We start from the raw sequence: 23,003 nt of genomic DNA, 5'->3' as shown, positions 1-23,003 counted from the left end.
GTCTCGCCTGGTTCGGTCCGCGCAACCCCTGCGATCTCTGAATCACCCGTCTGTGACGGTGCAGCGCGATCTTTGTCTTCGGAGATGTCAGGCTGAGCGCATCGTGTCCATGTCCGGAGGTTCTTGTGCTGCAGACGGGGCTGATCGTCTCCAGGGAGGTGTCGCGTTGAGTGGTGGCGATCCCACCCAGCCTCCGGTCACTTTGTCTCTCGGGGCGGTCCCCAGTAAGGCGCGGAAGCCTGCTTCGGTGGCGCACTCGCGGGCAAGCTTGGCGATGTAGGCCTCGGTGTAGCCGTAATCGTGGTGTGGCTCGTCGTAGAGGCAGTACTTTTCTTCGGTCCTCTCGGGATGCGGATCTCCCACCTTCGGCCGCACACCGATCTTTTTCCAGGCGGTTGTGAAGTGGTTGGTGTTGAATACGAACGGGATCCGGTCTTGAACTGCTTGCGCGGCCTGTGTCGGCCGGAGCAACCCGTGTCCGACGACCGGGCGTTTCTGTTCGCGGACGACTACGTAGCCTTTTCTGCCGATCGCCTCGACGGCGGCCCGCTGTTCGTCGGTCAGGTCGTCATAGCGGGTGAACTGGACCGCGAGCGCGTCCGGGTCCTTGGGCGCGAGTTCCTGGAGCACTCGCAGCCGGAAGTCGTACCGAGGGTCCCGGGCGACGGATGCGTCGAGGCCGGCGTCGTAGTCGGCGATGAAGGTCCGCAGCGGTACGGGTAGCTGTGAGCGCAGCCGTCGCAGGGTGCGTTCGCCCTCGTCGGTGAAGCTTCCGACGAAGACCGGGAATCGCAGACGGGTGGCGAGGGACGATCCGGTTCCGAATTGGCCAGTGAGTTCCTGCTCGTAGTTGAGCAGGAGCGCCTGGCTCTGGCCGCTTACGGCGACGGCGAGTGCTTGCTGCTCGCGGGCGTACCGGTGCTCGATCTTGTTGCGCAGCGCAACGAAGAACTCGAGATTGGCCCGCACCGCGGCGGCCTTGTCGGGCCAGCGATGCCGCACGCAAGTGGCTAGATCCCAGCGCTTCGGTTCACCGTCGACCCGTTCCAGCCGCCGTGCTCGTCCCCGAGTGCGCCAGTACCGGAAGTCGATGCTGTCCCGAGTGAGTTCGGCGTGCAGGAGGTAAAGCCAGGCAAGGTGCATGTGGACTACGAAGCCCTCGAAGGAACGAACCTCCGACGAGTCGTTGTACAAGCGCACGGCAAGCTGCGCTTCATCGCGAGAAGCGCCGACCATGTGCATAAATCGTGGTCGCGGTGGCATGAGATGAAGGTCGGGATCTTGTCACCGACTGTTACTGGCCTGCCCTGCTCGGGGCAGATGCCGAACGGTGGGGCGAGACCACGGTCTCGAGACGACGCTGGACGGGACAACCGTGGGTGGGATCGTTTGAAGTGGCTCAAGCCGAACGCCTGAGCGTACTGCTGAGCCGACGGGATCAGGCGATCTGACGTCCGTTGGGTCGGTTGAGTTTCCAGTCGTCGGGGTCGTGGTTGACCCAGATCGTGGTGTCCGGTCGGCTGGCGATTTTCAGTTTGCGCAGGCTGGTCTCCTTGTCGGGGTTGGAGACGTCCAGAGGCATGCCGGTGGTCTGGTCGATGTTGCTGCGCAGGTGGGCGGCGTCGCTGCTGAGGACGATCTGCTTGCCGTCGGGCAACCGCACGTGGAGTCCGAGTGTGCCGAGGGTGTGTCCGGGCAGGGACTCGGCGCGGACGAAGCGCCGGGTCGCTGCCCACTAGGTGCTGGACCTACGGCCACAGTTTTGTTTCGGTCGGAGAAGTTCGCGTAACAGGTTGACCCGCTCTACGACTTGTTGAGTCGTTCGACTGATTCGAGGGTGGGTGGCGCGTGAGCGACGTTGACGGGATGGAAGGCGTGGTAGGGGGCTCGGTCGCCTTGTCGGCTCCTGCGAGCGCTGTGGTGGTGGTCGGTCCTGGAGTGGCAGGAGAGGAGTCAGTCGCGGTCTGGCATGTGAGTCCGCAAGGGATGCCGGTCGGAGCGTGGATCTACCAGCTCGATCGTTTGCTGGTGTCGCGGGACGAGGCGCGTCGCTTGTTGACCTTGGTCGAGCGACGGTCGGTCGCTGCGGTCGTTCCGGGAGAGCTGGATGAGGTGCTCGACAGAGTCACCAAGGCTGCTGGTGTCGATGCGGAGAAGTGGTGGACAGCGCAGTTGTTTTCACCGCTTCAGTGTTTCGCGGATATCGTTAGCCGTCGGGTGGCGTACGACAGCACCGTCTCGGCGGCAAAGCGTGAGCTTAAGAACGTGGCCGACCTGGAATGGAGCCGCGACCTCACAGTCGAGCAGGTCGTCGGATTCGATGACCTACGGTCCTTGTCGAAGGTGTCTGCCGTCGTGGGATCGACAGAGGTCGGTTCCGCCGCGTTGACGGCGGTCGGGGTACTGCGATGGCTGGTCCGGCAATGGGTCGAGACCGAAGGCGTGAAGAGGCGAAGCTACGTTCGTGACGCGCACGGGGAAGCCGAGCCGTTGCCGCCGTCCTGGCTTGCGTCGGTGCGGGCAGGCATGGCTACCCGGCTGCCGTTATGACGTCGCTTCGTGGGTTTGCTGTCGTCGACACCGAGACGACGGGGATACGACCCGGCTTCCGACATCGAATTGCCGAGATCGCGGTCGTCCATGTCGATTTCTCCGGTGAGGTCACCGGCGAGTGGTCGACCCTGGTGAACCCGGACCGTGATCTCGGCCCTCAGGCCATCCATGGCATCCGCGCCGCCGAGGTGCGTCGTGCTCCGAAGTTCGAGCAGTTCGCCGGCGACTTGCTCGAGCTCTTCCGAGGTCGTGTTCCTGTCGCGCACAACCTGCCGTTCGATGCCATGCACCTGCGTGCCGAGTTCGCCCGCTTGGATGTGGATCTGTCTCGGTACCTGTCCGGCGGCGTGTGCACCATGAGGTTCGCAGGCGACGTTTTCCCTGGGATGCGAAGGTCGCTCGCCGAGTGCTGCAAGGCTGTCGGCGTGGACGGCGTGCGGTTCCATACTGCGCTCGGTGACGCCCTTGCCACCGCCCAGTTGTTCGGTCGGCTGGTAGAAGGCGCCCCAGAGTTGGCCTCATTTCGGCTTCGGGGCTTGCCGGACGTGCATGGGGATCTGCCCTCCATGCCTCAAGGTCTGGTCAAGCCAGTACACCGGCAGGCGGCCGGTCATGCCGGGTCGCACTTCCTTGCCCGGTTGGTGGATCGTGTCCCTCGTGAGAGGAAGCCCGAGGTCGACGCGTACCTCGCCGTCCTGGATAGAGCCTTGCTTGATCGGCAGATCTCGGCTTCGGAAGCCGACGCGTTGATCGACGTCGCTCATGACCTCGGCCTGCACAAGGCGGAGGTCATCCAGTTGCACCACGGCTACTTACGCAGCCTCGCGCAAGCCGCTTGGGCGGACGGGCACGTGGCCGTGGGAGAGCGACGAGATCTGGAAGCGGTAGCTGCCCTTCTCGGCCTTGATGCCGATGAGGTCGATCTCGTTCTTCGTGAGGAACAGTCCACGCGGGTGGAGCGGCCTCGGTCCCAGGTCGTGGAGGTCAGTATCGGAGGGCTTGTGCTGCGCCCTGGTGACCGGATCGTTCTGACAGGAACGATGCGCCGTCACCGCAGCGAACTCACAGCAGAAGCGCTGGCCCTCGGCCTTCAGGTGATCAGCTCGGTGAGCAGGAAGACCCGAGTCGTTGCCGCCGCGGACCCGGATTCGTTATCCGGCAAAGCGAAGGACGCACGGGCTCTAGGAGTTCCCGTCGTTACCGAAGATGCCTTCGTGCGTGCGCTCGACGCGATGAAGAGGTGAATGGATCGACTCGGCCAGCCGCGTATGAGAAGAGAAGCGAGACTGCGTTCTTGCTGGGATGGGCGCACGAGCACCAAGCCTGTGGCGCTCGTCGAGCGTGCCGTCGTTCGAAGGTGCCGTAAATCGGACGAACCAGAAGCGTCCGCTCATCAGCGTAAGGCGTTCTGTGTCAAGCGGATGGTCGGTGCCTCGTCCGTCGTCGGTCCCTGCATAGCGGTCATGGGGGTGATCCCAGCAGCGTGTAATCGGGTTGATTCGACGACGGACGGGCTGCCCATGATGAGCGTCGAGATCACGAGGTGTCTCAATGCCGCGTGGGGCTCGCCCCGACCGTCTGCTTGGTGGCCGCCTCGCTCAGGCGGCGATAGCCGATGGTGTCGAGATTCGGGTGCCGTGTGTTGCGGTCTGGGGATCCCACCGGCAACCGGTGGTGATGACGGCGTGCAGGTGGCGCAGGATGCTCGCGGCGATCGCGGCTTGCGCCTGGGTGGGGGTGAGCTTGTTCTCGGTGCGGCTGGTCAGGTGCTGGTAGCGGGCGGCGTAGACGGGATTGGCGCGCTGGGCGCCCCAGACTGCGCGCCACGCGGCCAAGCGCAGACTGGGTCGGCCCTGACCGGTGAGTTTGGTCCGTCCGGTGAAGGTGCCGGAGGTCTTCTCGCGGGGCGCGAGGCCGGCGTGTTTGACCACGGCGCGAGCCGAGGTGAATCGTGTGAGGTCACCGGTCTCGGCCAGGATCGCCGCGGCGCCGATCGCGGAGAGGCCGACGATGGAGGTGACCAGGTCGGTCAGCCGCAGCTTGTCGAGCACCGTGAGCATGCGGGTCTCGGTGTCGGCCAGTCGACGCTGGTCCTCGGCCCAGTCGGCCAGCAGCAGGTGCACCCGTTCCAGCGCGCCTGCGCGGTGGGCGATCACACCGCGCGGATCCTCGAGCGCGGCGAACAGCTCACGCACGATCCGCAACGATGGTTTCTGGCCGCCGCGGCGGGTGATCTCGCGGCGGACGACCTGTTCGAAGCGGGCCGGGCCCAGTCGGCGGGTTCGGGTCAGCTCGCCGTGGTCACGGCCGCAGATCACGCTGATGGCTGCCACCCAGGTGCGGGATCGGAAGGGCCGGCGGGCAGTGTCCAGGGCGGCGGGCCACACGCATTCGAGCAGGGCACGGATCTGCTGGATCTGGCTGACCATGTCGACGATCAGCTGCTCGCGACGGGCGCCGAGGTGGCGCAGCCTGCCCCAGACCTCGTCGACAGGTTCGGGGATATAGCAGCGAAGTTGCGCGGTCAGTCGAGCGATCAGCACGGCGTCCTTCTCGTCGGTCTTGTCGTGGGTGAGGTCTTCGGCGCGCCGCGACCAGGAGGTCATCGCTGGTTGGACACAGACGAACGGCATGCCACGGTCGGCGGCGAGTTGGCCCAGTACCCGCCACCGGTGTCCGGTCGGTTCGCATGCCACGGTGATTCCGGTGTGCCCGGCCGTGCTCGCCCGCTGGGCTGCCCAGTCCAAAGCAGTCCCGAGATCCCAAGCGCGGCAGCGGAATGTTTTACGTGCCAGTACTTTCGAGTCGTGGTCGGTGACGACGACCATCTGTTTGGTGTCGGCGAGGTCGATGCCCACGATCGCGTTCTGGGCGGGGACCAGCGCGCGGAGCCGGGCCAGTCGGGTGTTGCGGTTGCGGTCACCTCGGGAGATCCCACTACTGTTACCCATGAACGTCCTCCTCGTGCGATGGGACACCAAGCCCGACAGCGCATCAGGGGGACGTTCCTTCGTCGAGCACCGACACGCAGAACATCTGTCTATGCCGCAGGTGGGTCGACAGACGAGCAGGCGCGCTCATGCCGATGAGCGTTCGGGGAATCAGCTGTCCGGAAGATTCCCGTGGTTCGTAGCGATCAACGACTCCATCACTTTGATGGGTAGTGCCGGGTTGGCGGCCGCGTGCCGGGCCAAGTCCGGGTCGTTCACGAGTTCGACCAGGATGTCGGTCGGCAGGTTCGGGTGTTCCGCGGCCCACCGTCGCGCGACGTCGTCTCCGAGGCACAGCAGCAGGGTCTCAGCGTGGGCGTTCGGGTGTTCGGCCACCGCCCGGTACACCCGCCGTGCGGTGGCGTTGCACGCCATGTGGTGCAGCAGCTCAGGATCACAGTTGGGGTTCGTCGCCAGCCTCCGGAACAGGCTCGGTCCATGCCGCGCGGCGAGTGCCCGTAGCCGGTTCGCTGGCAGAGCGGGATGCGGGGCGATCCCTTTGACGACATCGATGTTGTCGTCTGCCACGAGAAGTTCGAAGACATCCGCGGGCAGCGCAGTGCGCTGGACGACCAGCATCCGGGCTCGGGGAGACGGTGATGCCGCGAGAAGACGCAGCTCCTCATCGGTCGCCGCCATGACGCGGGGCAACCCGACCGGCCCAATTCTGGTCGACTCGACCAGGTATGTGAGCACGTCCAGCGGGACCGACGGGTTGTGCGCCACGCCTCGCCGTACGTCCGCAGATGCGTCGTTCGCCAGCTCGCGCAGGATCGGCTCCACCACCACGGGGTTGGCGGCCAGGTTCGCCCGGACACCGGGGATGTGATCGGCCGCCAGCCGGTGTTGGGCCTCGCGAGGCAGATCCGGCCGGTCGGCGAGTGTCCATCGAATCGCCATGTTGTCGTGGTCCAGCAGGGCTGTCACCTCGTCCAGTGAGGTGGTCGGATCAGCTGCGCGTTCGATGTCCTTGTCGATGTGCCAGGTGGTGTCGCGCGGTGGCACCGCAGGTCGGGTGGGTATGCGGGCACGCAGGTGATCGGGCAAAGCCGGGTTCGCCGTCAGGCCGAGCACGATGTCTCGGGTTCGTTCGTCCACTCTGCACTCCGGTCCGGTCGCCGCCATCGCGGACCTGCCTGGCGCGGAACAGGTCAGAGTACGACCGATGTCTTGTGGCGGAAACGGGTTTTCGGACACACGTGGACCGTACATGTCGATGAGCGGATAGGGAGCTGCGTATGGAGGGGCTCAGCGCGTAGGTTCAGCGGGCTCGGTCGACCCGGTGGCAGGCGTAGCCTCAGTCGACTGGCAGTTGGAGAAGGGTGACCGTGTGTCGGGTGACGACCTGTCGGCGCTTGTGGGGGCAGTTGCCTGGATATCGCCGTTGTGGTGCAAATAGGCGAAGGTGTTGCCGAGGCACGGGATGGTCACTCCTCCATCGCGGTCACCGCAGACACCTACGCCCACGTCCTGCCCGAGCTCGCCCGTCGCAGCCGGTGCCATCCGGATCGCCCCGCTCGGTGACCAGCGCCACCGCAGCCCGGCGACGGCTTCGAACTCGGCAGGACGGGCGGGGCGGATCGCAATCGTCGTCACGCCCCTCACCGTGCGTGCCCCCAAGGAATGCCAGCCGATCCGGCAATCTCCGTTTGGCTAGAGTTGAAGTATGGGGGAGACGTTGGACGAGGTGAACTGGTCACGGCTCGAACACAATTACGGCGATGCGTCGGACGTCCCGGGGTTGCTCCGAGGCTGCGCGAGCCCGGACGTGAAGACTGCCTCGGACTCGCTTGCCGACCTGTCGAACAAGCTTTTCCATCAAGGGGGATGGGTGTGCTCGGCGGCGTCGGCCGCGCTGCCTGGTCTGGTTGATCTCGCCGATGATCCGGCCGTCCATGGGCGGCGCGAGGTGGTTGAGCTGATCAGCTGGCTGGCTGGTGAAGCGGCCGAGCTTTCCGAGCGGCTCGTTGACCCTGGTTGGTGGCCCGCGCTGGACAGGGTGAGACCACGACTGCTTGCTTTGCTGGACGACGCGGATCCGGCTGTGCGGCGGTCGGCCATCTCGCTCGTCGCGGACGGTATCCGTCATCCCGAGTCGGTCGCGATGCTGCGCCGTCGGTGGACGGTGGAGACCGATCGCACGATCTGGATCGATCTCGTGTGCGCTTTGGGTGCCGTGTTCGCTTGGTCGCAGGACGAGGTCTTAGGCGATTGTCTGCGTGCGCTGTTGACTGATGATGACCCAGTGACCGGGCTGGCCGCCGTGCGCGCTCTGGCCGCGTCCGACCCTGCTGTCGCGACGGACAAGGTCGACCTGCTCATATCGGGGGTGCTGAACGCCGATACCGCGCAGTATCGGGATTCCGAGTGGGTCGGCCATAGCCCGGCGGCCCTCGTCCACGAGACCGGGAGCTTGTTGCTCGGCGACCCACTTGCGGCCACCGCGTTCGCTCGCGGTGTCGCTCGTTCCGGTGACGCGGCCAAGCGAGCCGGCGCGCTCAGACACGTGCAGCAGGTGCTGTCCCAGTGGCGCACCACCACCGAAGAGCTGCTGCCGCTGCTGGCTGCGCACCTCGACGACGAATCACCGGAGGCGCGTTACCGGGCGGCTGCCCTGCTCGCCTGCGTGGGCGAGAGGGGAGCATCGTACGCCGAGCAGTTGATTGCCCGCACCACCGATCACGCGGTGCGGGACTCCCGTACTGCGACGACAGTGGGCGACGCCGCGGTGTGGGCACTGGCAAGGCAGCATCATCCAGGCTGTGTACCGGGTCTGGTGAAACGGCTGTCCGGCAGTAACCTCGGATTCAGCTACGCGGGCTTCTACCACGACAGGACTTTGCCGATATTGGAGCAGCCGGGGATCGGCGAGGTACTGACCCCATTGCGTGGACACGTCGTTGCCCTTCTGGATGCGGTCATCGCCCGGCTGGCCAAAGCCCGCCGCGACGCCATACTCGCGTTGAACCTGTGCCAGGTGATCGAGGCCTGGGGCCCGAGCGCGGCAGCCGCCTTACCCGTCGTCATCCGATTCCTTAACGACGACAAGGTCCGGCCCGCGGCCGCAAAAGCGATCGGGGCCATGGGGCCCGCCGCTGTCGGTGCGGCAGCCGCCTTGCGTAGCCACGCAAGCGAACCGGCCGCGGCATGGGCACTGTGGCGCACCGGCGCCGATCCCGATAAGGCAGTCGCCGTGCTGACAGATCATGTCGCCCGGCCCGGCCTCCGGCACACGGCGATCGCCCTCTTGTCCGACCTGGGGCCACAAGCCGCGTCATGCGTTGACGAACTCCGTTCCTTGAGTCGTTCCGCCGACGACTGGACTCGCGTCGAAGCCGCCTACGCCTTGGCGCGAATTACCGGCGATCTGACCGAGTCTGTATCCATCTTGACCGACTTGGCCTACCCACTCGCGCACGGCGACTGCCTGCCTGTCCGAATCGCCGCGCTGCGCCACCTCGCCGACCTCGAAGCGACCGGTGATCGAGTGCGCGAGCTGGCACAGGCGGTCATCGACAGTGAACGGCGGATCGCCTATTTCGGCGGATGGCACACCTTCACCGAGGACGAACAGGTCTACACCGCAGCGTCCGCACTGCTGGTCGGCTAATCACCGGCCCTTGAGATGCAAAGAGCAACCTCGTCGACGGCGTTAATCGCCGCCAGAGTGGCTGCGGCTGCCATTGGGTTGAGATTGATCATCGCCGAGCCATCCGAACGGGTTTCAGTGACTCGCCGGCTCATATGTGGCCGGAGACGTGATGTGGGATCAACCTGCCCAGGGAGACGGTCCCTGACTGACGATGGCGAGGGCACTGGATTCGCTGGCCGGCCAGATGTCGATCTGATAGCTGAAGTGGTCTCCAGGGGCGTCTGGATCGGAGTCGGCGGGTGGAACTGACGGTATGTAGCAGACTCGCGCGCGGTATCGGCCAGGAGTCACGGTCAACGCGTGCTCGGGCTGCGGCGGCTGGGTACAGCCGACGATCGATACGTACCCGGTCGGAACGTCGAGGTCGGCTTCCACGACATGTTCAGCGTTGATGGTCAGTTGCGGCGGGCTGGTGTGGACTGCCAGGACCGTTTCGACAAGGTCCTCACGTGCTGTCCCCACTGAGATCGAATGCGGTTCCAACCCGATCCGGTGCAGCTGGACGGCGTCCTCGGTCCAGCCGCCCGCGGGCCGATCGGGGTCCATGGCCGCGCCGCCGCGCATCGCGCGGTCGTGAGCGTCAACGTCCTGGACGTAGAACTGCCCGTATTCGGCGAACAGAACGCCGTGCCGTGCTGCGATCATCGTCGCAGCATAGTGCCGCGGCAATGACCGCCAGTGCTGCTCGGTGAGCCGTCGCGCACGGAGGGCTGCCTGTGGAAGTGACACGGCAACTGAGACTGACCATTGTGCTGCTGTCGTGAGACAGCGAGAGAACGCGCAGGTCGCGCATGATCGACATGTCACGAGCGGTGAGACCCTACAGGCGCACTGTAGGGTCTCACGGTTGGCGTCGTAATCTCACGGGCGATGTCGTGTGGTCGTCGTGTACGACATCGTGGTGAGATTCTTTCTGGCGTAGGTGAGTTCACGCGGTGTCGGCGAGGACCTCGGCGATCACGTGGCGGGAGTTGGCTGCCAGTGCTGGGTTCGTGTGCTCGTAGTACGGCAGCTGGATCAGCGAGATCGACAGTGCCCAGCCTCGGCCGCGGCGCCAGGTGTCGTCATCGACATCCAGTGCCTCGCGGAATGTCAACCGGGCAGAGGCTGGCAGCAGGTTCCACGCGACGATGAGGTCCACTGTGGGGTCGCCGACACCGGCAATGCTCCAGTCGATCACGGCTGTCAGACGGCCGTCGCGAACCAGCAGATTACCGGGCGAGAGGTCCGCATGCGCCCAAGCGGGCGGATCAGACCAGGCCGGGATACGCAGCGCGTCCTGCCACACCGCGGTCACCGCGGCGGTGTCGACGAGCCCGTCCAACGCCGCGATGGCCGTCCTGGTCGGCTTGTCCCGCATGGCCAGCGGCACGCCACGGCCCCCAGACGGCGCGCAGTCCGGGGCCACCCGCCGCAGCGCGGTGATAAACGACGCGAGGTCCGCCGCCAGTTGCTCGGGTGCCGCGAGGTCGTCCACGGCCGGGTTGGTGCCCGGCAGCCATCGACACACCGTCCACGGGTACGGGTAGCCCAGCGCCGGCCCGCCGCACGCGACCGGCATCGGCACCACGACCGGCAGGTGCGGCGCCAGCAGCGGCACCCACTTCTGTTCCGCGGCGACGTCCGTCGCCGCACCCGGAATGCGGGGCAACCGCACGGCGAGATCAGTGCCTAAGCGGTACATCGCGTTGTCCGTGCCCGACGACGCCACCGCCTCGATCGGTAGGTCCGCCCACGCCGGGAACTGCCCAGCCACCAGCCGGCGCACAAGCTCCTCGTCGATATCCGCCTCGTCCGCGTGCATCCTCACACCGACGATCATCAACGAGCCGTCAACCGAGATATCACACAGACAGGAAGTACCCCGTCGCGACGGATCCGGAAATCTGAACCCAGGCGTGCCTGGTGCGGCACGGATGCGCGATCGCGGTCAAGGAAATGTCACGGGTTTGAGACTGATCTTGATGACATCCCCGTGAGACAACAAGCAAAACCGCAGGTCGCGGGAGATCAACATGTCACGCGCGGTGAGACCCTACACGCCGCCTGTAGAGTCTCATTTCCGGTGGCTAAACCTCATTGATCTTGGCCAATATTGGCAAATATGCCATTGGATTGAGATTGATCATCGCTGGGCCATCTGACTGGGCCTTGGCGACTCGCCGGTCGTCGTCGCGCCCTCACGTGCTGGTGTGGAGCACCAAGGTCGTGGAGCTCGTCGAGCGCTGCAGCCGCCACCGGTCGAAGATGCGGTGGCACAAACGAACCAGCACGTCCGCTCATCAGCGTAAGGCGTTCTGTGTCAAGCGGATGGTCGGTGCCTCGTCCGTCGTCGGTCCCTGCATAGCGGTCATGGGGGTGATCCCAGCAGCGTGTAATCGGGTTGATTCGACGACGGACGGGCTGCCCATGATGAGCGTCGAGATCACGAGGTGTCTCAATGCCGCGTGGGGCTCGCCCCGACCGTCTGCTTGGTGGCCGCCTCGCTCAGGCGGCGATAGCCGATGGTGTCGAGATTCGGGTGCCGTGTGTTGCGGTCTGGGGATCCCACCGGCAACCGGTGGTGATGACGGCGTGCAGGTGGCGCAGGATGCTCGCGGCGATCGCGGCTTGCGCCTGGGTGGGGGTGAGCTTGTTCTCGGTGCGGCTGGTCAGGTGCTGGTAGCGGGCGGCGTAGACGGGATTGGCGCGCTGGGCGCCCCAGACTGCGCGCCACGCGGCCAAGCGCAGACTGGGTCGGCCCTGACCGGTGAGTTTGGTCCGTCCGGTGAAGGTGCCGGAGGTCTTCTCGCGGGGCGCGAGGCCGGCGTGTTTGACCACGGCGCGAGCCGAGGTGAATCGTGTGAGGTCACCGGTCTCGGCCAGGATCGCCGCGGCGCCGATCGCGGAGAGGCCGACGATGGAGGTGACCAGGTCGGTCAGCCGCAGCTTGTCGAGCACCGTGAGCATGCGGGTCTCGGTGTCGGCCAGTCGACGCTGGTCCTCGGCCCAGTCGGCCAGCAGCAGGTGCACCCGTTCCAGCGCGCCTGCGCGGTGGGCGATCACACCGCGCGGATCCTCGAGCGCGGCGAACAGCTCACGCACGATCCGCAACGATGGTTTCTGGCCGCCGCGGCGGGTGATCTCGCGGCGGACGACCTGTTCGAAGCGGGCCGGGCCCAGTCGGCGGGTTCGGGTCAGCTCGCCGTGGTCACGGCCGCAGATCACGCTGATGGCTGCCACCCAGGTGCGGGATCGGAAGGGCCGGCGGGCAGTGTCCAGGGCGGCGGGCCACACGCATTCGAGCAGGGCACGGATCTGCTGGATCTGGCTGACCATGTCGACGATCAGCTGCTCGCGACGGGCGCCGAGGTGGCGCAGCCTGCCCCAGACCTCGTCGACAGGTTCGGGGATATAGCAGCGAAGTTGCGCGGTCAGTCGAGCGATCAGCACGGCGTCCTTCTCGTCGGTCTTGTCGTGGGTGAGGTCTTCGGCGCGCCGCGACCAGGAGGTCATCGCTGGTTGGACACAGACGAACGGCATGCCACGGTCGGCGGCGAGTTGGCCCAGTACCCGCCACCGGTGTCCGGTCGGTTCGCATGCCACGGTGATTCCGGTGTGCCCGGCCGTGCTCGCCCGCTGGGCTGCCCAGTCCAAAGCAGTCCCGAGATCCCAAGCGCGGCAGCGGAATGTTTTACGTGCCAGTACTTTCGAGTCGTGGTCGGTGACGACGACCATCTGTTTGGTGTCGGCGAGGTCGATGCCCACGATCGCGTTCTGGGCGGGGACCAGCGCGCGGAGCCGGGCCAGTCGGGTGTTGCGGTTGCGGTCACCTCGGGAGATCCCACTACTGTTACCCATGAACGTCCTCCTCGTGCGATGGGACACCAAGCCCGACAGCGCATCAGGGGGACGTTCCTTCGTCGAGCACCGACACGCAGAACATCTGTCTATGCCGATGAGAGGACGTTAAAGTCGACGGGTGGACGATGTCTCAGTGCGAACGGCGCTCTTGGTGGCGAAGGTGGCGGAGTCCCATGGTGTCCTGCAGCCGGGCGACTGGCCGGATGTGGCGGTCAGCCTGCTTCCGGAGGGCATTGACGATCCTAAAATCGCTGAGCTAACGGGCCTGAGTCGCCGGGTGAACGGGTGGGACACTGAACCGCTGGTGGCCGCCGCGTGTGAGCGGTACGAGGTCTCACTTCCCGGCCAGGATGAGTCAGCCGATCTTGTCGCCCGGTTGATGGCGGACGACCTCCGTGCTCGGCCGGCCGTGGTCACCGCGCCGATGATTCGCCTCATGGCCCCGTTCGGGGTCGGATTTCGACTCGGACTTGGTCAACCGTTGCTTAGCCGCGGAGGAGTACCTGGATTGCGGCTGTGTGGAGGTCGATCTTGAGCTCGAAGTGGAACTGCAATCGATGCCGACCTTGGGGCTACCCGCGCCCGTTGTGCGGGCAGTCGCGCGATCACTGCGTTCGACTCTCCCGACGGCTCAATCCCCTCACGGGCATCACGATCGCTGATCGCGCGCAAGGTTCGAGCGCGAGAACGAGGCATAGCCGGGCCGCAGCTGACGCACTGACATGCCGATGACCGTGAAAAACTCGGTGGATGGAACTTGTGGGGCCTGATGCCGGCGCGTGGGTGTTCGATCTTGTCGCCCGGGACGATCACGTTCGTCAGCGCGCGCTGAGTGCCCGAAGAGGTGGGGCCGGACGCCGCTGATCTGATCGCCACCGCGATCCAGCGCCCGTATCGATGCAAGGACTGGATGTATGCGCTTTTGGTCCGGCACGTCGCTGATGTGGGGTTCGGCGACCGTGTCGCGGCTCTTACCCGCGCCCACGACCCGCTCGTCCAGCTCCGGGCCCCATTCATCCTGAACCTCGTTCACCACCCCCCCTCACAGGATCACGCGGACGACGTGGCGCCGTTGGCTCGAACACCAGCACGGCGCCTAGCCCCGGCCGCAATGTCAGCAACGCCCTCTCGTGCCGCGAGGCGCGCGTTCCGAGCGAGGCGCGCACCTGCGGGGGTCAGTTCAGGCATGACAGGAAGCGAGGCGCATAACGTAATTGGGAGGCAGGACGGGTCGGGTTGCGCGACACTTCCTGGGTGATCACGATGCAGCCTGTCTTGGAGGTCCACGCGACAGATGGCTTTGCCCTCTGGCCTGTCGCGGAGGTCGAATCGTTCGGCTATCTGGCGCTAAGCGGCGATCTCACACCCCTGGAGGTCGGCACAGCGGTGATGCGCATCGCCGACTGCAACGACATCGAACCTGAGGACGACGGCCGCCCGCCCCGCCCCGCCGACCCGCTGGGGTCGTTCCTGCACGGCCTGCTCACCTGTGACACGCTCTTCGCGGCCGGCGGCTTGCGGGTGACAGACAGCGTCACGGGCGTGGAGTTTCTGCCAGGCTGCTGCAACGGTCTGGAGGATTGGCGCGACTGGCATGCGGTCCTCGATGGCAACGGGCAGGTCGGGTTCGGGCACGATCCCGATCCTTGCGCCGAACGCCACGGCGAGACTGTCCGGCTGACCGTCGACGCTGAGCTGAACGACAGCCCGATGATCGAGTTGCCTGACGCTGATCTACGGCGCCTCCTTGCCGGAGCCGAGCACGATCTCGCCGCTTTCCTCCTGCTGGCAGCCGTCTGGGCCGACCAGAACCTGCCCCGCCACGCTGTTCCGGTGATTGCAGCCCTCGCCTGCGCACTGGACCTTCCCATACCCGCCGACGTGTCGGCCAGGAACCTCGAAGCGCGCACCGACACCCGCTTGACTTGAAGTCGAGAACTCAAGGTGTGCAAGGCCGCTTCGGGAATCTGCGGGCAGAGCCACCGAATCTCTGCATCGTGTGGGTCAGTCGCCTTCGATGTGGCCTTGGGTCAGACTGGCCAGTGCGTGCGCGAGTTTCCCGTGCGCTCGCGTTACCAACGGCCCGTACTGGAACAGCTTCGACGTGATCCCGAGGTCCACGCGCGTCCCGGCGCCCTCCGCGTGGATGACAGCCGGGTAGAAGAAGCCCCATGTGGAGACCGTCGGTCGGGACGACAGGATCACGATGCCGCGGGCGGCATCGTGATCATCGACCGAGTACCCGGTCGGGCAGTGCTGGGTGAGCCAGGTATAGACCATGTCCGGCGGTGCTGCCGTGTGCAGCTTGATTCGCCGAGCGGTCATCGCGATGGTGGCCACCGAGCCTTTTCTGGTGAACGCCACCAGCAGCATCAGGCCGAGAAGGACGACCACGGTCACGACCGGGAAGAGTACGAAGAGGTCCACGGCGCAGAGTATGTCGCATGTGTCGCACGGTGAGCAGCTTCCGCACAGATCAACGGTCTGCATAGTGCGGTCACACGATCGCGTGGGGACCGCCGCCGAACATCCGCTTCTGCCGCGATGAGGTCGACCGGGCAGGCGGCTGTGCCAGCCCACGAGGCCCGGTCACCGCAGCCGTCAGGCTCACCCCAGCTGAGGAAATGCCAAAAGCTTGAGATTGATCATGGTGACGTCACCGTGAGACAACCGCGAGTCCCCAGGTCGCGCAAGACCGATACGTCATGAGCGGTGAGACCCTACATGTGTAGGGGTCTCAAAACTCATTTCATATTCTCATCGGTCACTTCATCTCCACTTCATTTATGAAGCGGAGGTGAGACCGGTGTCTACTTAAGGACGTGGAAGTCCGGGTGGGCGTTCCACGCTGCCATCGCCGATGAGTCAAGGTAGACGTAGTCGTTGACGCGGATGCAACGGCCCGCAGTCTCCAACTGGCCGAGCAGGCTCGCTGAAGGTAGAGCCTGGAACTCGACGAACGCCCAGCCCTGGGTTCGTTTCGCAATACGCTGCGCCAGTTTGCCCAGCACAGGTCGACCAGCGAGGTCGCTGACGAAGATGTGCAACATGATGTCGCAGCGCATCGCCCTGCCGTCTGCCCGCTCAAGGAGTCGGAGTTCCGCCGGGTCCGTCTCACTGTCGGCCGGTTCAGAGTCCGATTGTCGGCTGCCTCGTGCACACCAGTCCGATGCGCCTGCGACCTCTACTTCGCGGAGGGTTCGGTCAGGTCTGGCGCCTGGCCAGTTCGGCGATCCGGGCCCAGGCGGGCGAGGAGGCGGCGGTCGTCATGGCGGCGAGCCGGGTGACGGTGGGATCGGGTGGTGGTCCGGCCTCGGTGTCGCCGTCCTGTGCGGCGAACCAGAGTCGGGCCCGCTCGGCTACCACGGGCAGCCGAGAGTCGTCCGGCGACCAGTCGAACGCGGCGTCGTAGCCGAGGTAGATCGCGCGGAACTCGGGATCGGCGACGGCGGTCCGTTGTAAGAACACGTTCTCGACAACTGTGCCCGTGCCTCAGTCCCCTCTCGCCACGAACGCCCGTTTCCGCCGATGGGGCGACCCGCAGCGCGCAGATCAGGGGCGGAGAACCACTTTGCCGATGTTGGCGCGGGCCTCGATGATTTCGTGTGCTGCCGCGGCGTTGGACAAGGGGATTTCGGCGTGTACGACGGCTCGTAGCTGTCCGGTCCGGTGGAGTTGCCATAGTTGCTCGTGGTGACGGTCGTAGAGTGCGCGTTGGGTGCTGGCGAACCGGGCCATGGTGAGGCCGGTGATGGTCTTGGAGCCGGAGAGCAGATCGAATGCGGGCACTGTGCCGCCGCCGGAGTTGAAGAAGATCAGCCGTCCGCCGGGCCGCAGCGCTTCGACAGCGCGGGTGAGCAGCTTGCCACCGACGCCGTCGAGCACCACGTCGACCGGATCGCCCCAGTGGTCGCTGTCGTAGATGACGACTTCGTCGGCTCCGAGTCCGCGCAGGAAGTCCGCCTTGTCAGGTGAGCTGACGGCTGCCACGACCCGTTTGATTCCTTGGATTTTCGCCAGTTGGACCGCGAGGTGTCCCACGCCGCTAGCCGCGCCGGTGATGAGTATGGATTCGGCTGCGGTGACCTTGGCGGTCGACAGCGCGCCGAGCGCGACGTGTCCGCTGCGTACCAGCGCTACAGCCTGTACGCAGCTCGCGTCGTCGGGGATGCGGCTCGCCATGGGGGTGGGAGCGAGGACCATATCGGCGTAGGAGCCGGTGAAGGTCAGAGACGTGACCCGGTCCCCGACCGTGAAGCCGGTCGCCTGCGGGCCGACAGCGACGATGTGCCCGGCGATCTCCCCGCCGAGCACACCCGGTAGCGGCGCGCGGTCACCTTCGCCGCGGACTTTGCGCACCGACGGCAAGGTCACGCCGATGGCTTCGGTCCGGACCAGGAGCTCCCCGGGCCCCGGTTCGGGTGTCGGGGCCTGTTCGAGGCGGAGTACCTCCGGACCGCCGTACTCGTAGAAGCGGACTCGGCGCATGGCTACCTCCAGGTTGTTGGGTAGTCCCAACGATAGTGGATTTGGTTGGGTACACCCAATGAGTTTCGGTAGCCTGACGGGATGGTCGACGGCCCGTACGCCCCTGCCCGCATCCGCGCTCTCCCGAGTTGGCTCCTCGGCCGCGCCGCGGCCCGCGGTCATCGACTGGTGGCAGAGGCGCTGGCTCGCGAAGGCCTGCGAATGATGCACCACGCGGTGCTGGCCTCCGTCGCCGAGCTGGGGCCAGTGTCTCAGGCGGATCTTGGCCGAACCCTGCGCGTCGATCCCAAAGACATGGTCGCGATCGTCAACGATCTGCACCGAGAGGGATTGATTGCCCGCACCCCCGATCCAGCCGACCGGCGCAAGAACGCCATATCCATCTCGACCGCCGGGAGCCGACGCCTGCGCCGTACCGAAAAGCTGGGTGACGAAGCCAACGACGAACTGACCGCTGCGCTCACGCCGGCAGAGCGTGACCAACTCGTCGACCTGCTGTTCCGCATCGTCTCCCCGGTGCAACCGTCGTCATAGCGCGGTCAAGTGTCGCTTGACGGCTCGACAGCACCGAAGAGTAGAGAGTCCTGGTCTGAGCCAAACAACGGTGGAGTCTGACCAAATAACGTTCGTCGCGAAGTCAAAACATCGCACGCTGGTGCTGTTGGGGGAGTCGTGCTGAACGATAGCTGGGAACGACGTGGACGAGTCAGCCGAGGAGCGCTCACTCCCCAGTTGTTGCCGAGCTCGTCTTCGCCGCACAGCCCATTCCAGTTCCGAGAAAGGCTCCCGATATCCCCGCCCTCGCGCGGGCGCCCACAGGCGTTCGCCTTCGCTGTATCCAGTTCCTCCTTGGTTCGGCTGTACCCTGCTACAAGCACTTCCCGAACAAGACCGATCTGGTCGCCGCCGTCGTCGCCGCGTCGTTCGAGCCGGTCGCCGACCGCGCCGAGGAATCCCTGCGGCGCGCCGAAGACGCCGCGCCTGCCATGGCGGAGCTCTCCGGTTTCCTCACCCGCCTGATCGACACCGTCGCGCACAATCACGCGGTGAAGGCGGCCGCTCAGGCGCTGTGCGGACCACGCCGCCCACCCGACACGCGGGACGTGGAGGCCCGCATCACGTGGGCTCTGAGCCGGCTCATCGACGCCACGCAGTCGCAGGGTGACCTGCCCTCCTCGGTTATCACTTCACCTGATGCCAGCGCCCTTGCTGTTGCGCGTGAACTCCTGGATCTCGCTGGGCCATCCCTTGCTGAAGTTCGCGCCGCTGAAGTCAGGCGTCCGAAAGAAGGCTGTGTCGTTGCAGCTGGTTGTGTCCAGAAATGCAGAACCGGCGAAGGACGGCGCATGCCGCTGGAATTCCGCGTGGTCGAATTATGTCGAGCGGGTGAAGGTCGCTCCTGCGAAGATGGGGCCAGACGCGAACGTTGTGCTGATGAAACTTGCCTCCTTGTCGAACGTTGTTGTGTCGAAACGGCTGTTTCCCCTTGGAAGCTGGCTCCGTCAAACTTGGAGTCTCAGCCTGGCGGACCGTCGGGGAGCGTGCTGATTCGGCGAGGCGTTGCGGGAGCCTGAGCTCATGCTGCGCTTAGCGGACGAGCCAGGCGAACGGGTTGGCCGATCTGGCCCATCGGACGGATAGGGTTCTCGATCGGGGAGCGGCTGCGGCGCTACCGTGCCGGTTTCTCGCAGCCACGGTCACCTCAACCGGAAAGAGATGTCTTATGCCGCATGACAGGACCTTCACGGCGCAGGTCGGCGACCATCCCCTCGCCGACGTCACGGTGTCGCTCAACGTCATCGCCGTCCCCGACGTGCGGATGCATTTTCCCGGTGCTGAGTCCGGAATCGCCATCGAGTTGGCTGCGATGCAGCACCTGCTGGATCTCGTCGTAGACAGGGAGGTCAGTCCTGAGCAGGCACGCGATCTGCTGCATGATCTCGGTAGGAAGCTTCACGCGTCGAACCGGGAACTGCGCGATGCGGAGGAGGTCGACAGGATGGCCTGGGAGGGCTGATGTCGATCAACGATGCCGCACACCGACGTCACTCTCCTGGATGGTGCTTCCCCTTTCCGGTCTGCGCACCGATCATCGAACGAGCCATAGAGGCAGCTGGGTGTGGCATGTGATGGTGCAGGTCACGGGGGCGGGACACCACTGTCCGCCGGCGCCCGGGGCCCGGCGGACGGCTGGTCGTCGCGAGCGGAAACGGCTCGTTAACCGCGAGCATGGTCAAAGAACCGGCCAGGGGAGGCCGTGGCCGGTGATGATCTGTCCGGCGAGGTCGTGGAAGGCGTCGCGGGCGTGGTCGCCGGTGACGCGGCGGCCGAGGAGGCGTTCGGCGAGTTCGTCGATGGGCCAGGTGACCAGCTGGCTGTGGCGGGCGAGCAGCAGGCCGACTTGCCGGATCTGGTACAGGTCGGCGGTGTCCAGCCACGCGTACAGCAGGATTTGCCAGAGCCAGCGTCCGACTTTGCTGGTGTCGCGGACGCTGACGACGGTCTTGACGTCGAGCAGTGTCGCGCCGTGGGCGTCGATGCCGTGGTCGGGGTCGTTCGTGCCGAGGAGGAGGTCGGCGTCGGCCCAGTGGGGCACGATGGTCGGCCCGGCGATCCCGAGTGGTGTGCCGGGGGCGGGGTTGCCGGCGAGTTTTCGGAGCTCCCACAGGGTTCCGCGGTCATACAGCCGCCGCGCGAGGGCGACGAGTTCGTCGACCTGGCGCTGTTCGACCAGGCCGCGCAGCTGGTCGACGGTCGGGCGTCCGGCGTCGAAGAGTCTGGCCAGGCGGTCGTCGATGAACCCGCTGCGGTACACGTCCTCGCACACGGTCAGCAGCCAGCACAGGCGAGCCAGTCCGGCTTCGGCGCCGGGGGAGCCCAGAGACCCGGCCGGGGCGTGGCGGGCCAGGTAGGTACGGCCGCGCTCGAGGAAGTCCGCCCATGCCGCCTCGGCGGCCGGGTTTCCTGGCAAGCGCGGTTCGCCAGGCCCGCTGAGGTCGAGCCAGGATGAGGCAGCGGGGCGGAGGTGCAGCGCGCGGGCGCGGTACTCGCCGGTGAGGCCCCGGTGGCTGGGGTAGCGCGCGGCCTGATCGTGCGCCCACGCCGGGGACACCCACTTGGCGTGGATCAGCCCGAGCAGCGCGTAGTACGGCGGCGCGGGCTGCACGAGGTCCGCGAGCCTCTGCCCGAACGCTCCGCCGACTTCGGCCCACCATCGTGCCGGGACCTGTCCGGATGGCCGGATGGGACGGACGTCCCGCGCCGCGGTCGCGATCTGCTCGACCACCGACGCCGTCCCGGTGAACGTTCGCTCGCACCACGCGGCGAGCGTGCTTCGGGGACTGGCGAGTTCACTGGTCAGGGACACCTGATCACCTGCCTGCAATGACTGGCGGCATAGCCGTCGTGTCGCGCCGGTGCCGAGGGCACGGTGCCGGCTGGTGTCGCCGCCGTCGCCGCAGCCCTGGTGGACGCCGATCGTCGATCACGCGACCCGGTCCGCGGCAGCATGGCTTTCGAGTTGGGCATCGGCAAGGGGTTGGCCGCGCCCGGCCTGCTGTGGCCGCGCAGTTCGCCGCGGACAGCGCCCAATGCCACGAGCCTTGACTCGTCCAGATCGACATCCATGCCCTCCGTCTATCACGTCGGTACGACATCCAGGCAACGCGAAGCGTGACCGGTGTCCGCGCCCGCGTGCCATGCCGGCCGGGCTCTGACTCCGCCTTGTGCTCAGCCCGGCTCGACGGCCTGGCGCTCTCACCCGATCCGGTGGTCTCCAGTCCGGGACGTCATAGCGTCCGGCGTGCGGCCTCGTGGTGAGTGTTGCGGTGGCCGGTCGGCACGCCCCCCGGCTGGCTGGCCACCGCGCGGACACTCGCCGGCGTGGCAGTCCCTGGCCGGCCTCACCAGCACTCCGAACGGCGCCTCCTTCCGCGAGGTCGAAGCGCGCGTAGGGGAGTGCATCTGGCACGTCTTCAACGCAGACACGCAGTGGTTCTACCGGATGGCCTGGGACATCGGCGTGGCCGGCGTTGCTCCCGACCACAGACGGCTGGCCGTGCTGGCCGCGACGGACACCGACTGAGCATGTCGGTATCGCAGTGTCGGTGTGGCTTGGGAGTGAGCTCAGACGCCGGGCTCGTGGAGGAGGCGAGTGGCGAGATCTGAGGTCCAATCGTGTACCGCGCGCTGATTCGTCTTCATGGCGGCCGCGATCATTCGTGTGTCTGCTTCACTCGTTCTAGCTAACGGTCAAGGCCTCCGTTGACCCACGCGGCAGTGGCGTCCGCAGGTCCGTCTCAGGCCTCGGCTTAACGCTGTCTGGTCGGTGGCAACTTTGTGATCTGCAGAAACACTGTACGTGCAGCCCCTGTGAGTGAGGCAACTCGGCTCGTTGTACCGGTGGGGTGCTCATATTCGAGCGTGCGATATTCCCGCCGACGCTCACGTGTTCGAACTCCAGTTCCGCGCGGTTGCCAGTGTCTGGTCGCCGCGGCTGCTACGCCGAACGGGTTGCTGATAGGCGACACTGGAAGGTAGTCGGAGTGGTCAGTGATCACTAGCCGTAGCGCGTCGTAGACTCGTGCGCTCTCGCGTTGGGAGGCGTAGTGGGGCGGATCGTCTGCGTACACGGCGTCGGGCAGCAAGTCTCTGGGGAGCAGTCGCTACTGCGTGACTGGACGCCCGCTCTCCTGGACGGGCTCTCCCGCGCTGGCCATGTTGGTGCAGCCACCGCCGCCGACGTGACCATGGCCTTCTACGGGAACCTGTTCCGTCCACCTGGCGATAGGCTGACCATCGGCGACCCGATGTTCACCGCCGACGACATCGAGCCCGGCCTGGAGAACGCCTGCAACGCGAACTGTGAGCGGGATGTCTTCCTCGTCGAGACATCGGCGAAGCTGGTGCAGGCGTTCGTCGTCGTTGAGCAGTGTCAGCCGTTGCGGGTATTGCGGGAATGGTGCCCGGATCACCGTGGGGATCAAGCTGTGGGTCCGGGCCCAGGTGATGAAGGGATGCAGGTATCGGTAGTGCCCACGGCCGCTGTCGAACCATTCATCCACATGCGACTGTGAAAGATCGGCGAGCGCGGGCTGCTGGCTGTCGAGCCAGTGCAGGAAGCGGGATGCGGCCAAGACGGTAGAAGGAATGGTTGTCGGGGCGCTCTGGTCGACTCCACGTCGGTGCGCCGTGCGGCGTGCTTTCGGCACGAGATACCAGCGGGTGAAGGGGCCGAGAACGTGCCGGTGGTGCGGTGGCGCGTCGGCCATCAGATCGCGCAGCCACGGGTTGATCCGGTCGATGTATTCAGCGTCTCGCTCAGGCAGGACAGCGCATCGGACGAGAAGGTCCCGGAGGCGCGGGACCTTCTGCGAGGCAGCGTAGCGTCCGGCTTCGGTTACAGCAGCGCTGCACGACTACTGGTTGCGAATTCGTAGAGAACGACTCGCAAGACCAGCTCCGAACAAACGTGGAAC

At 66.0% G+C, this 23,003-nt stretch carries 22 protein-coding genes; 8 read left to right on the top strand and 14 right to left on the bottom strand.

Annotation, left to right across the window (positions count from 1 at the left end):
• Positions 1 to 87: 87 nt before the first annotated feature.
• Both LCL61_RS28700 and LCL61_RS28695 read right to left on the bottom strand, forming a co-directional pair.
• Positions 88 to 1,236 carry a DUF3644 domain-containing protein gene (locus LCL61_RS28700; protein ID WP_340682627.1) on the bottom strand — a complete coding sequence of 383 codons (1,149 nt, stop codon included), beginning with the start codon at positions 1,234 to 1,236 and terminating at the stop codon, positions 88 to 90.
• A 202-nt stretch (positions 1,237 to 1,438) separates the two neighbouring features.
• The gene (locus tag LCL61_RS28695; protein WP_340682626.1) at positions 1,439 to 1,663 is read right to left on the bottom strand and encodes a hypothetical protein; all 225 of its coding nucleotides are present in this window, start codon (positions 1,661 to 1,663) and stop codon (positions 1,439 to 1,441) included.
• A gap of 185 nt (positions 1,664 to 1,848) precedes the next feature.
• On the opposite strand from LCL61_RS28695, the gene LCL61_RS28690 reads away from it, so the two are divergent.
• Positions 1,849 to 2,550 carry a DUF6218 family protein gene (locus LCL61_RS28690; protein ID WP_340682625.1) on the top strand — a complete coding sequence of 234 codons (702 nt, stop codon included), beginning with the start codon at positions 1,849 to 1,851 and terminating at the stop codon, positions 2,548 to 2,550.
• Entirely contained in the window at positions 2,547 to 3,797 is a 1,251-nt protein-coding gene (locus tag LCL61_RS28685; RefSeq protein WP_340682624.1) for an exonuclease domain-containing protein, read from the top strand. Before LCL61_RS28690 ends, LCL61_RS28685 begins: the two co-directional genes overlap by 4 nt.
• Positions 3,798 to 4,151: 354 nt before the next feature.
• On the opposite strand, the gene LCL61_RS28680 is transcribed toward LCL61_RS28685, so the two are convergent.
• Together LCL61_RS28680 and LCL61_RS28675 are read right to left on the bottom strand one after the other, a co-directional pair.
• Positions 4,152 to 5,504, bottom strand: a complete 1,353-nt coding sequence (locus LCL61_RS28680) for an IS110 family transposase (RefSeq protein WP_340682619.1) — start codon at positions 5,502 to 5,504, stop codon at positions 4,152 to 4,154.
• A gap of 150 nt (positions 5,505 to 5,654) precedes the next feature.
• A complete protein-coding gene (locus LCL61_RS28675; protein WP_340682623.1) occupies positions 5,655 to 6,641 on the bottom strand; it encodes a hypothetical protein in 987 nt (328 codons plus the stop codon).
• Positions 6,642 to 7,209: 568 nt separating this feature from the next.
• Here LCL61_RS28675 and LCL61_RS28670 point away from each other — a divergent pair.
• Positions 7,210 to 9,153 carry a HEAT repeat domain-containing protein gene (locus LCL61_RS28670; protein ID WP_340682622.1) on the top strand — a complete coding sequence of 648 codons (1,944 nt, stop codon included), beginning with the start codon at positions 7,210 to 7,212 and terminating at the stop codon, positions 9,151 to 9,153.
• A gap of 159 nt (positions 9,154 to 9,312) precedes the next feature.
• On the opposite strand, the gene LCL61_RS28665 is transcribed toward LCL61_RS28670, so the two are convergent.
• From LCL61_RS28665 to LCL61_RS28650, 4 genes are all read right to left on the bottom strand, one after another.
• Positions 9,313 to 9,840: a hypothetical protein gene (locus LCL61_RS28665; RefSeq protein WP_340682621.1), complete on the bottom strand. Its 528-nt coding sequence runs from the start codon at positions 9,838 to 9,840 to the stop codon at positions 9,313 to 9,315.
• Between the two features lie 283 nt (positions 9,841 to 10,123).
• Positions 10,124 to 11,017, bottom strand: coding sequence for an aminoglycoside phosphotransferase family protein (locus LCL61_RS28660; RefSeq protein ID WP_340682620.1), 894 nt, complete (start codon positions 11,015 to 11,017; stop codon positions 10,124 to 10,126).
• A gap of 665 nt (positions 11,018 to 11,682) precedes the next feature.
• Positions 11,683 to 13,035 carry an IS110 family transposase gene (locus tag LCL61_RS28655; protein ID WP_340682619.1) on the bottom strand — a complete coding sequence of 451 codons (1,353 nt, stop codon included), beginning with the start codon at positions 13,033 to 13,035 and terminating at the stop codon, positions 11,683 to 11,685.
• A gap of 652 nt (positions 13,036 to 13,687) precedes the next feature.
• Positions 13,688 to 14,071 carry a hypothetical protein gene (locus LCL61_RS28650; protein ID WP_340682618.1) on the bottom strand — a complete coding sequence of 128 codons (384 nt, stop codon included), beginning with the start codon at positions 14,069 to 14,071 and terminating at the stop codon, positions 13,688 to 13,690.
• A gap of 230 nt (positions 14,072 to 14,301) precedes the next feature.
• Between LCL61_RS28650 and LCL61_RS28645 the strand changes: the two genes are divergently transcribed.
• Entirely contained in the window at positions 14,302 to 14,967 is a 666-nt protein-coding gene (locus tag LCL61_RS28645) for a hypothetical protein (RefSeq protein WP_340688699.1), read from the top strand.
• A gap of 75 nt (positions 14,968 to 15,042) precedes the next feature.
• On the opposite strand, the gene LCL61_RS28640 is transcribed toward LCL61_RS28645, so the two are convergent.
• From LCL61_RS28640 to LCL61_RS28625, 4 genes are all read right to left on the bottom strand, one after another.
• Positions 15,043 to 15,438, bottom strand: coding sequence for a hypothetical protein (locus LCL61_RS28640; RefSeq protein ID WP_340682617.1), 396 nt, complete (start codon positions 15,436 to 15,438; stop codon positions 15,043 to 15,045).
• 410 nt (positions 15,439 to 15,848) lie between these two features.
• On the bottom strand, positions 15,849 to 16,088 hold the full coding sequence (locus LCL61_RS28635) for a hypothetical protein (RefSeq protein ID WP_340682616.1): 240 nt from the start codon (positions 16,086 to 16,088) through the stop codon (positions 15,849 to 15,851).
• Positions 16,089 to 16,242: 154 nt separating this feature from the next.
• The gene (locus tag LCL61_RS28630) at positions 16,243 to 16,506 is read right to left on the bottom strand and encodes a hypothetical protein (RefSeq protein WP_340682615.1); all 264 of its coding nucleotides are present in this window, start codon (positions 16,504 to 16,506) and stop codon (positions 16,243 to 16,245) included.
• 84 nt (positions 16,507 to 16,590) lie between these two features.
• Entirely contained in the window at positions 16,591 to 17,526 is a 936-nt protein-coding gene (locus tag LCL61_RS28625) for a quinone oxidoreductase family protein (RefSeq protein ID WP_340682614.1), read from the bottom strand.
• 81 nt (positions 17,527 to 17,607) lie between these two features.
• Between LCL61_RS28625 and LCL61_RS28620 the strand changes: the two genes are divergently transcribed.
• The 3 genes from LCL61_RS28620 (at position 17,608) to LCL61_RS28610 (ending at position 19,543) form a co-directional block, all read left to right on the top strand.
• Complete coding sequence (locus LCL61_RS28620) at positions 17,608 to 18,060, top strand: MarR family winged helix-turn-helix transcriptional regulator (RefSeq protein WP_340682613.1); 453 nt, start codon at positions 17,608 to 17,610, stop codon at positions 18,058 to 18,060.
• 684 nt (positions 18,061 to 18,744) lie between these two features.
• Positions 18,745 to 19,074 (top strand): hypothetical protein, encoded by a 330-nt coding sequence (locus LCL61_RS28615; RefSeq protein WP_340682612.1) that lies wholly within the window; start codon positions 18,745 to 18,747, stop codon positions 19,072 to 19,074.
• A 175-nt stretch (positions 19,075 to 19,249) separates the two neighbouring features.
• A complete protein-coding gene (locus LCL61_RS28610; protein ID WP_340682611.1) occupies positions 19,250 to 19,543 on the top strand; it encodes a hypothetical protein in 294 nt (97 codons plus the stop codon).
• Between the two features lie 216 nt (positions 19,544 to 19,759).
• Here the strand turns inward: LCL61_RS28610 and LCL61_RS28605 are convergent, their stop codons facing one another.
• Positions 19,760 to 20,893, bottom strand: coding sequence for a hypothetical protein (locus tag LCL61_RS28605; protein ID WP_340682610.1), 1,134 nt, complete (start codon positions 20,891 to 20,893; stop codon positions 19,760 to 19,762).
• A 312-nt stretch (positions 20,894 to 21,205) separates the two neighbouring features.
• Between LCL61_RS28605 and LCL61_RS42700 the strand changes: the two genes are divergently transcribed.
• A complete protein-coding gene (locus LCL61_RS42700) occupies positions 21,206 to 21,610 on the top strand; it encodes a DUF6183 family protein (RefSeq protein ID WP_425341941.1) in 405 nt (134 codons plus the stop codon).
• A gap of 580 nt (positions 21,611 to 22,190) precedes the next feature.
• Here the strand turns inward: LCL61_RS42700 and LCL61_RS28600 are convergent.
• Positions 22,191 to 22,796, bottom strand: a complete 606-nt coding sequence (locus LCL61_RS28600; protein ID WP_340682609.1) for a hypothetical protein — start codon at positions 22,794 to 22,796, stop codon at positions 22,191 to 22,193.
• Positions 22,797 to 23,003: the final 207 nt, after the last annotated feature.

The organism is Amycolatopsis coloradensis, assembly GCF_037997115.1.
Taxonomy (GTDB): domain Bacteria; phylum Actinomycetota; class Actinomycetes; order Mycobacteriales; family Pseudonocardiaceae; genus Amycolatopsis; species Amycolatopsis coloradensis_A.
This window is presented reverse-complemented; position numbering and strand designations above follow the sequence as displayed.

What these genes read in the sequence shown, in the direction of transcription:
- LCL61_RS28700 (WP_340682627.1), bottom strand. Translation starts at nt 1,236, where the DNA reads ATGGTCGGCGCTTCTCGCGATGAAGCGCAGCTTGCCGTGCGCTTGTAC.
- LCL61_RS28685 (WP_340682624.1), top strand. Translation starts at nt 2,547, where the DNA reads ATGACGTCGCTTCGTGGGTTTGCTGTCGTCGACACCGAGACGACGGGG.
- LCL61_RS28680 (WP_340682619.1), bottom strand. Translation starts at nt 5,504, where the DNA reads ATGGGTAACAGTAGTGGGATCTCCCGAGGTGACCGCAACCGCAACACC.
- LCL61_RS28670 (WP_340682622.1), top strand. Translation starts at nt 7,210, where the DNA reads ATGGGGGAGACGTTGGACGAGGTGAACTGGTCACGGCTCGAACACAAT.
- LCL61_RS28665 (WP_340682621.1), bottom strand. Translation starts at nt 9,840, where the DNA reads ATGATCGCAGCACGGCACGGCGTTCTGTTCGCCGAATACGGGCAGTTC.
- LCL61_RS28660 (WP_340682620.1), bottom strand. Translation starts at nt 11,017, where the DNA reads ATGATCGTCGGTGTGAGGATGCACGCGGACGAGGCGGATATCGACGAG.
- LCL61_RS28655 (WP_340682619.1), bottom strand. Translation starts at nt 13,035, where the DNA reads ATGGGTAACAGTAGTGGGATCTCCCGAGGTGACCGCAACCGCAACACC.
- LCL61_RS28645 (WP_340688699.1), top strand. Translation starts at nt 14,302, where the DNA reads ATGCAGCCTGTCTTGGAGGTCCACGCGACAGATGGCTTTGCCCTCTGG.
- LCL61_RS28635 (WP_340682616.1), bottom strand. Translation starts at nt 16,088, where the DNA reads ATGTTGCACATCTTCGTCAGCGACCTCGCTGGTCGACCTGTGCTGGGC.
- LCL61_RS28625 (WP_340682614.1), bottom strand. Translation starts at nt 17,526, where the DNA reads ATGCGCCGAGTCCGCTTCTACGAGTACGGCGGTCCGGAGGTACTCCGC.
- LCL61_RS28620 (WP_340682613.1), top strand. Translation starts at nt 17,608, where the DNA reads ATGGTCGACGGCCCGTACGCCCCTGCCCGCATCCGCGCTCTCCCGAGT.
- LCL61_RS28610 (WP_340682611.1), top strand. Translation starts at nt 19,250, where the DNA reads ATGCCGCATGACAGGACCTTCACGGCGCAGGTCGGCGACCATCCCCTC.
- LCL61_RS28600 (WP_340682609.1), bottom strand. Translation starts at nt 22,796, where the DNA reads ATGGCCGACGCGCCACCGCACCACCGGCACGTTCTCGGCCCCTTCACC.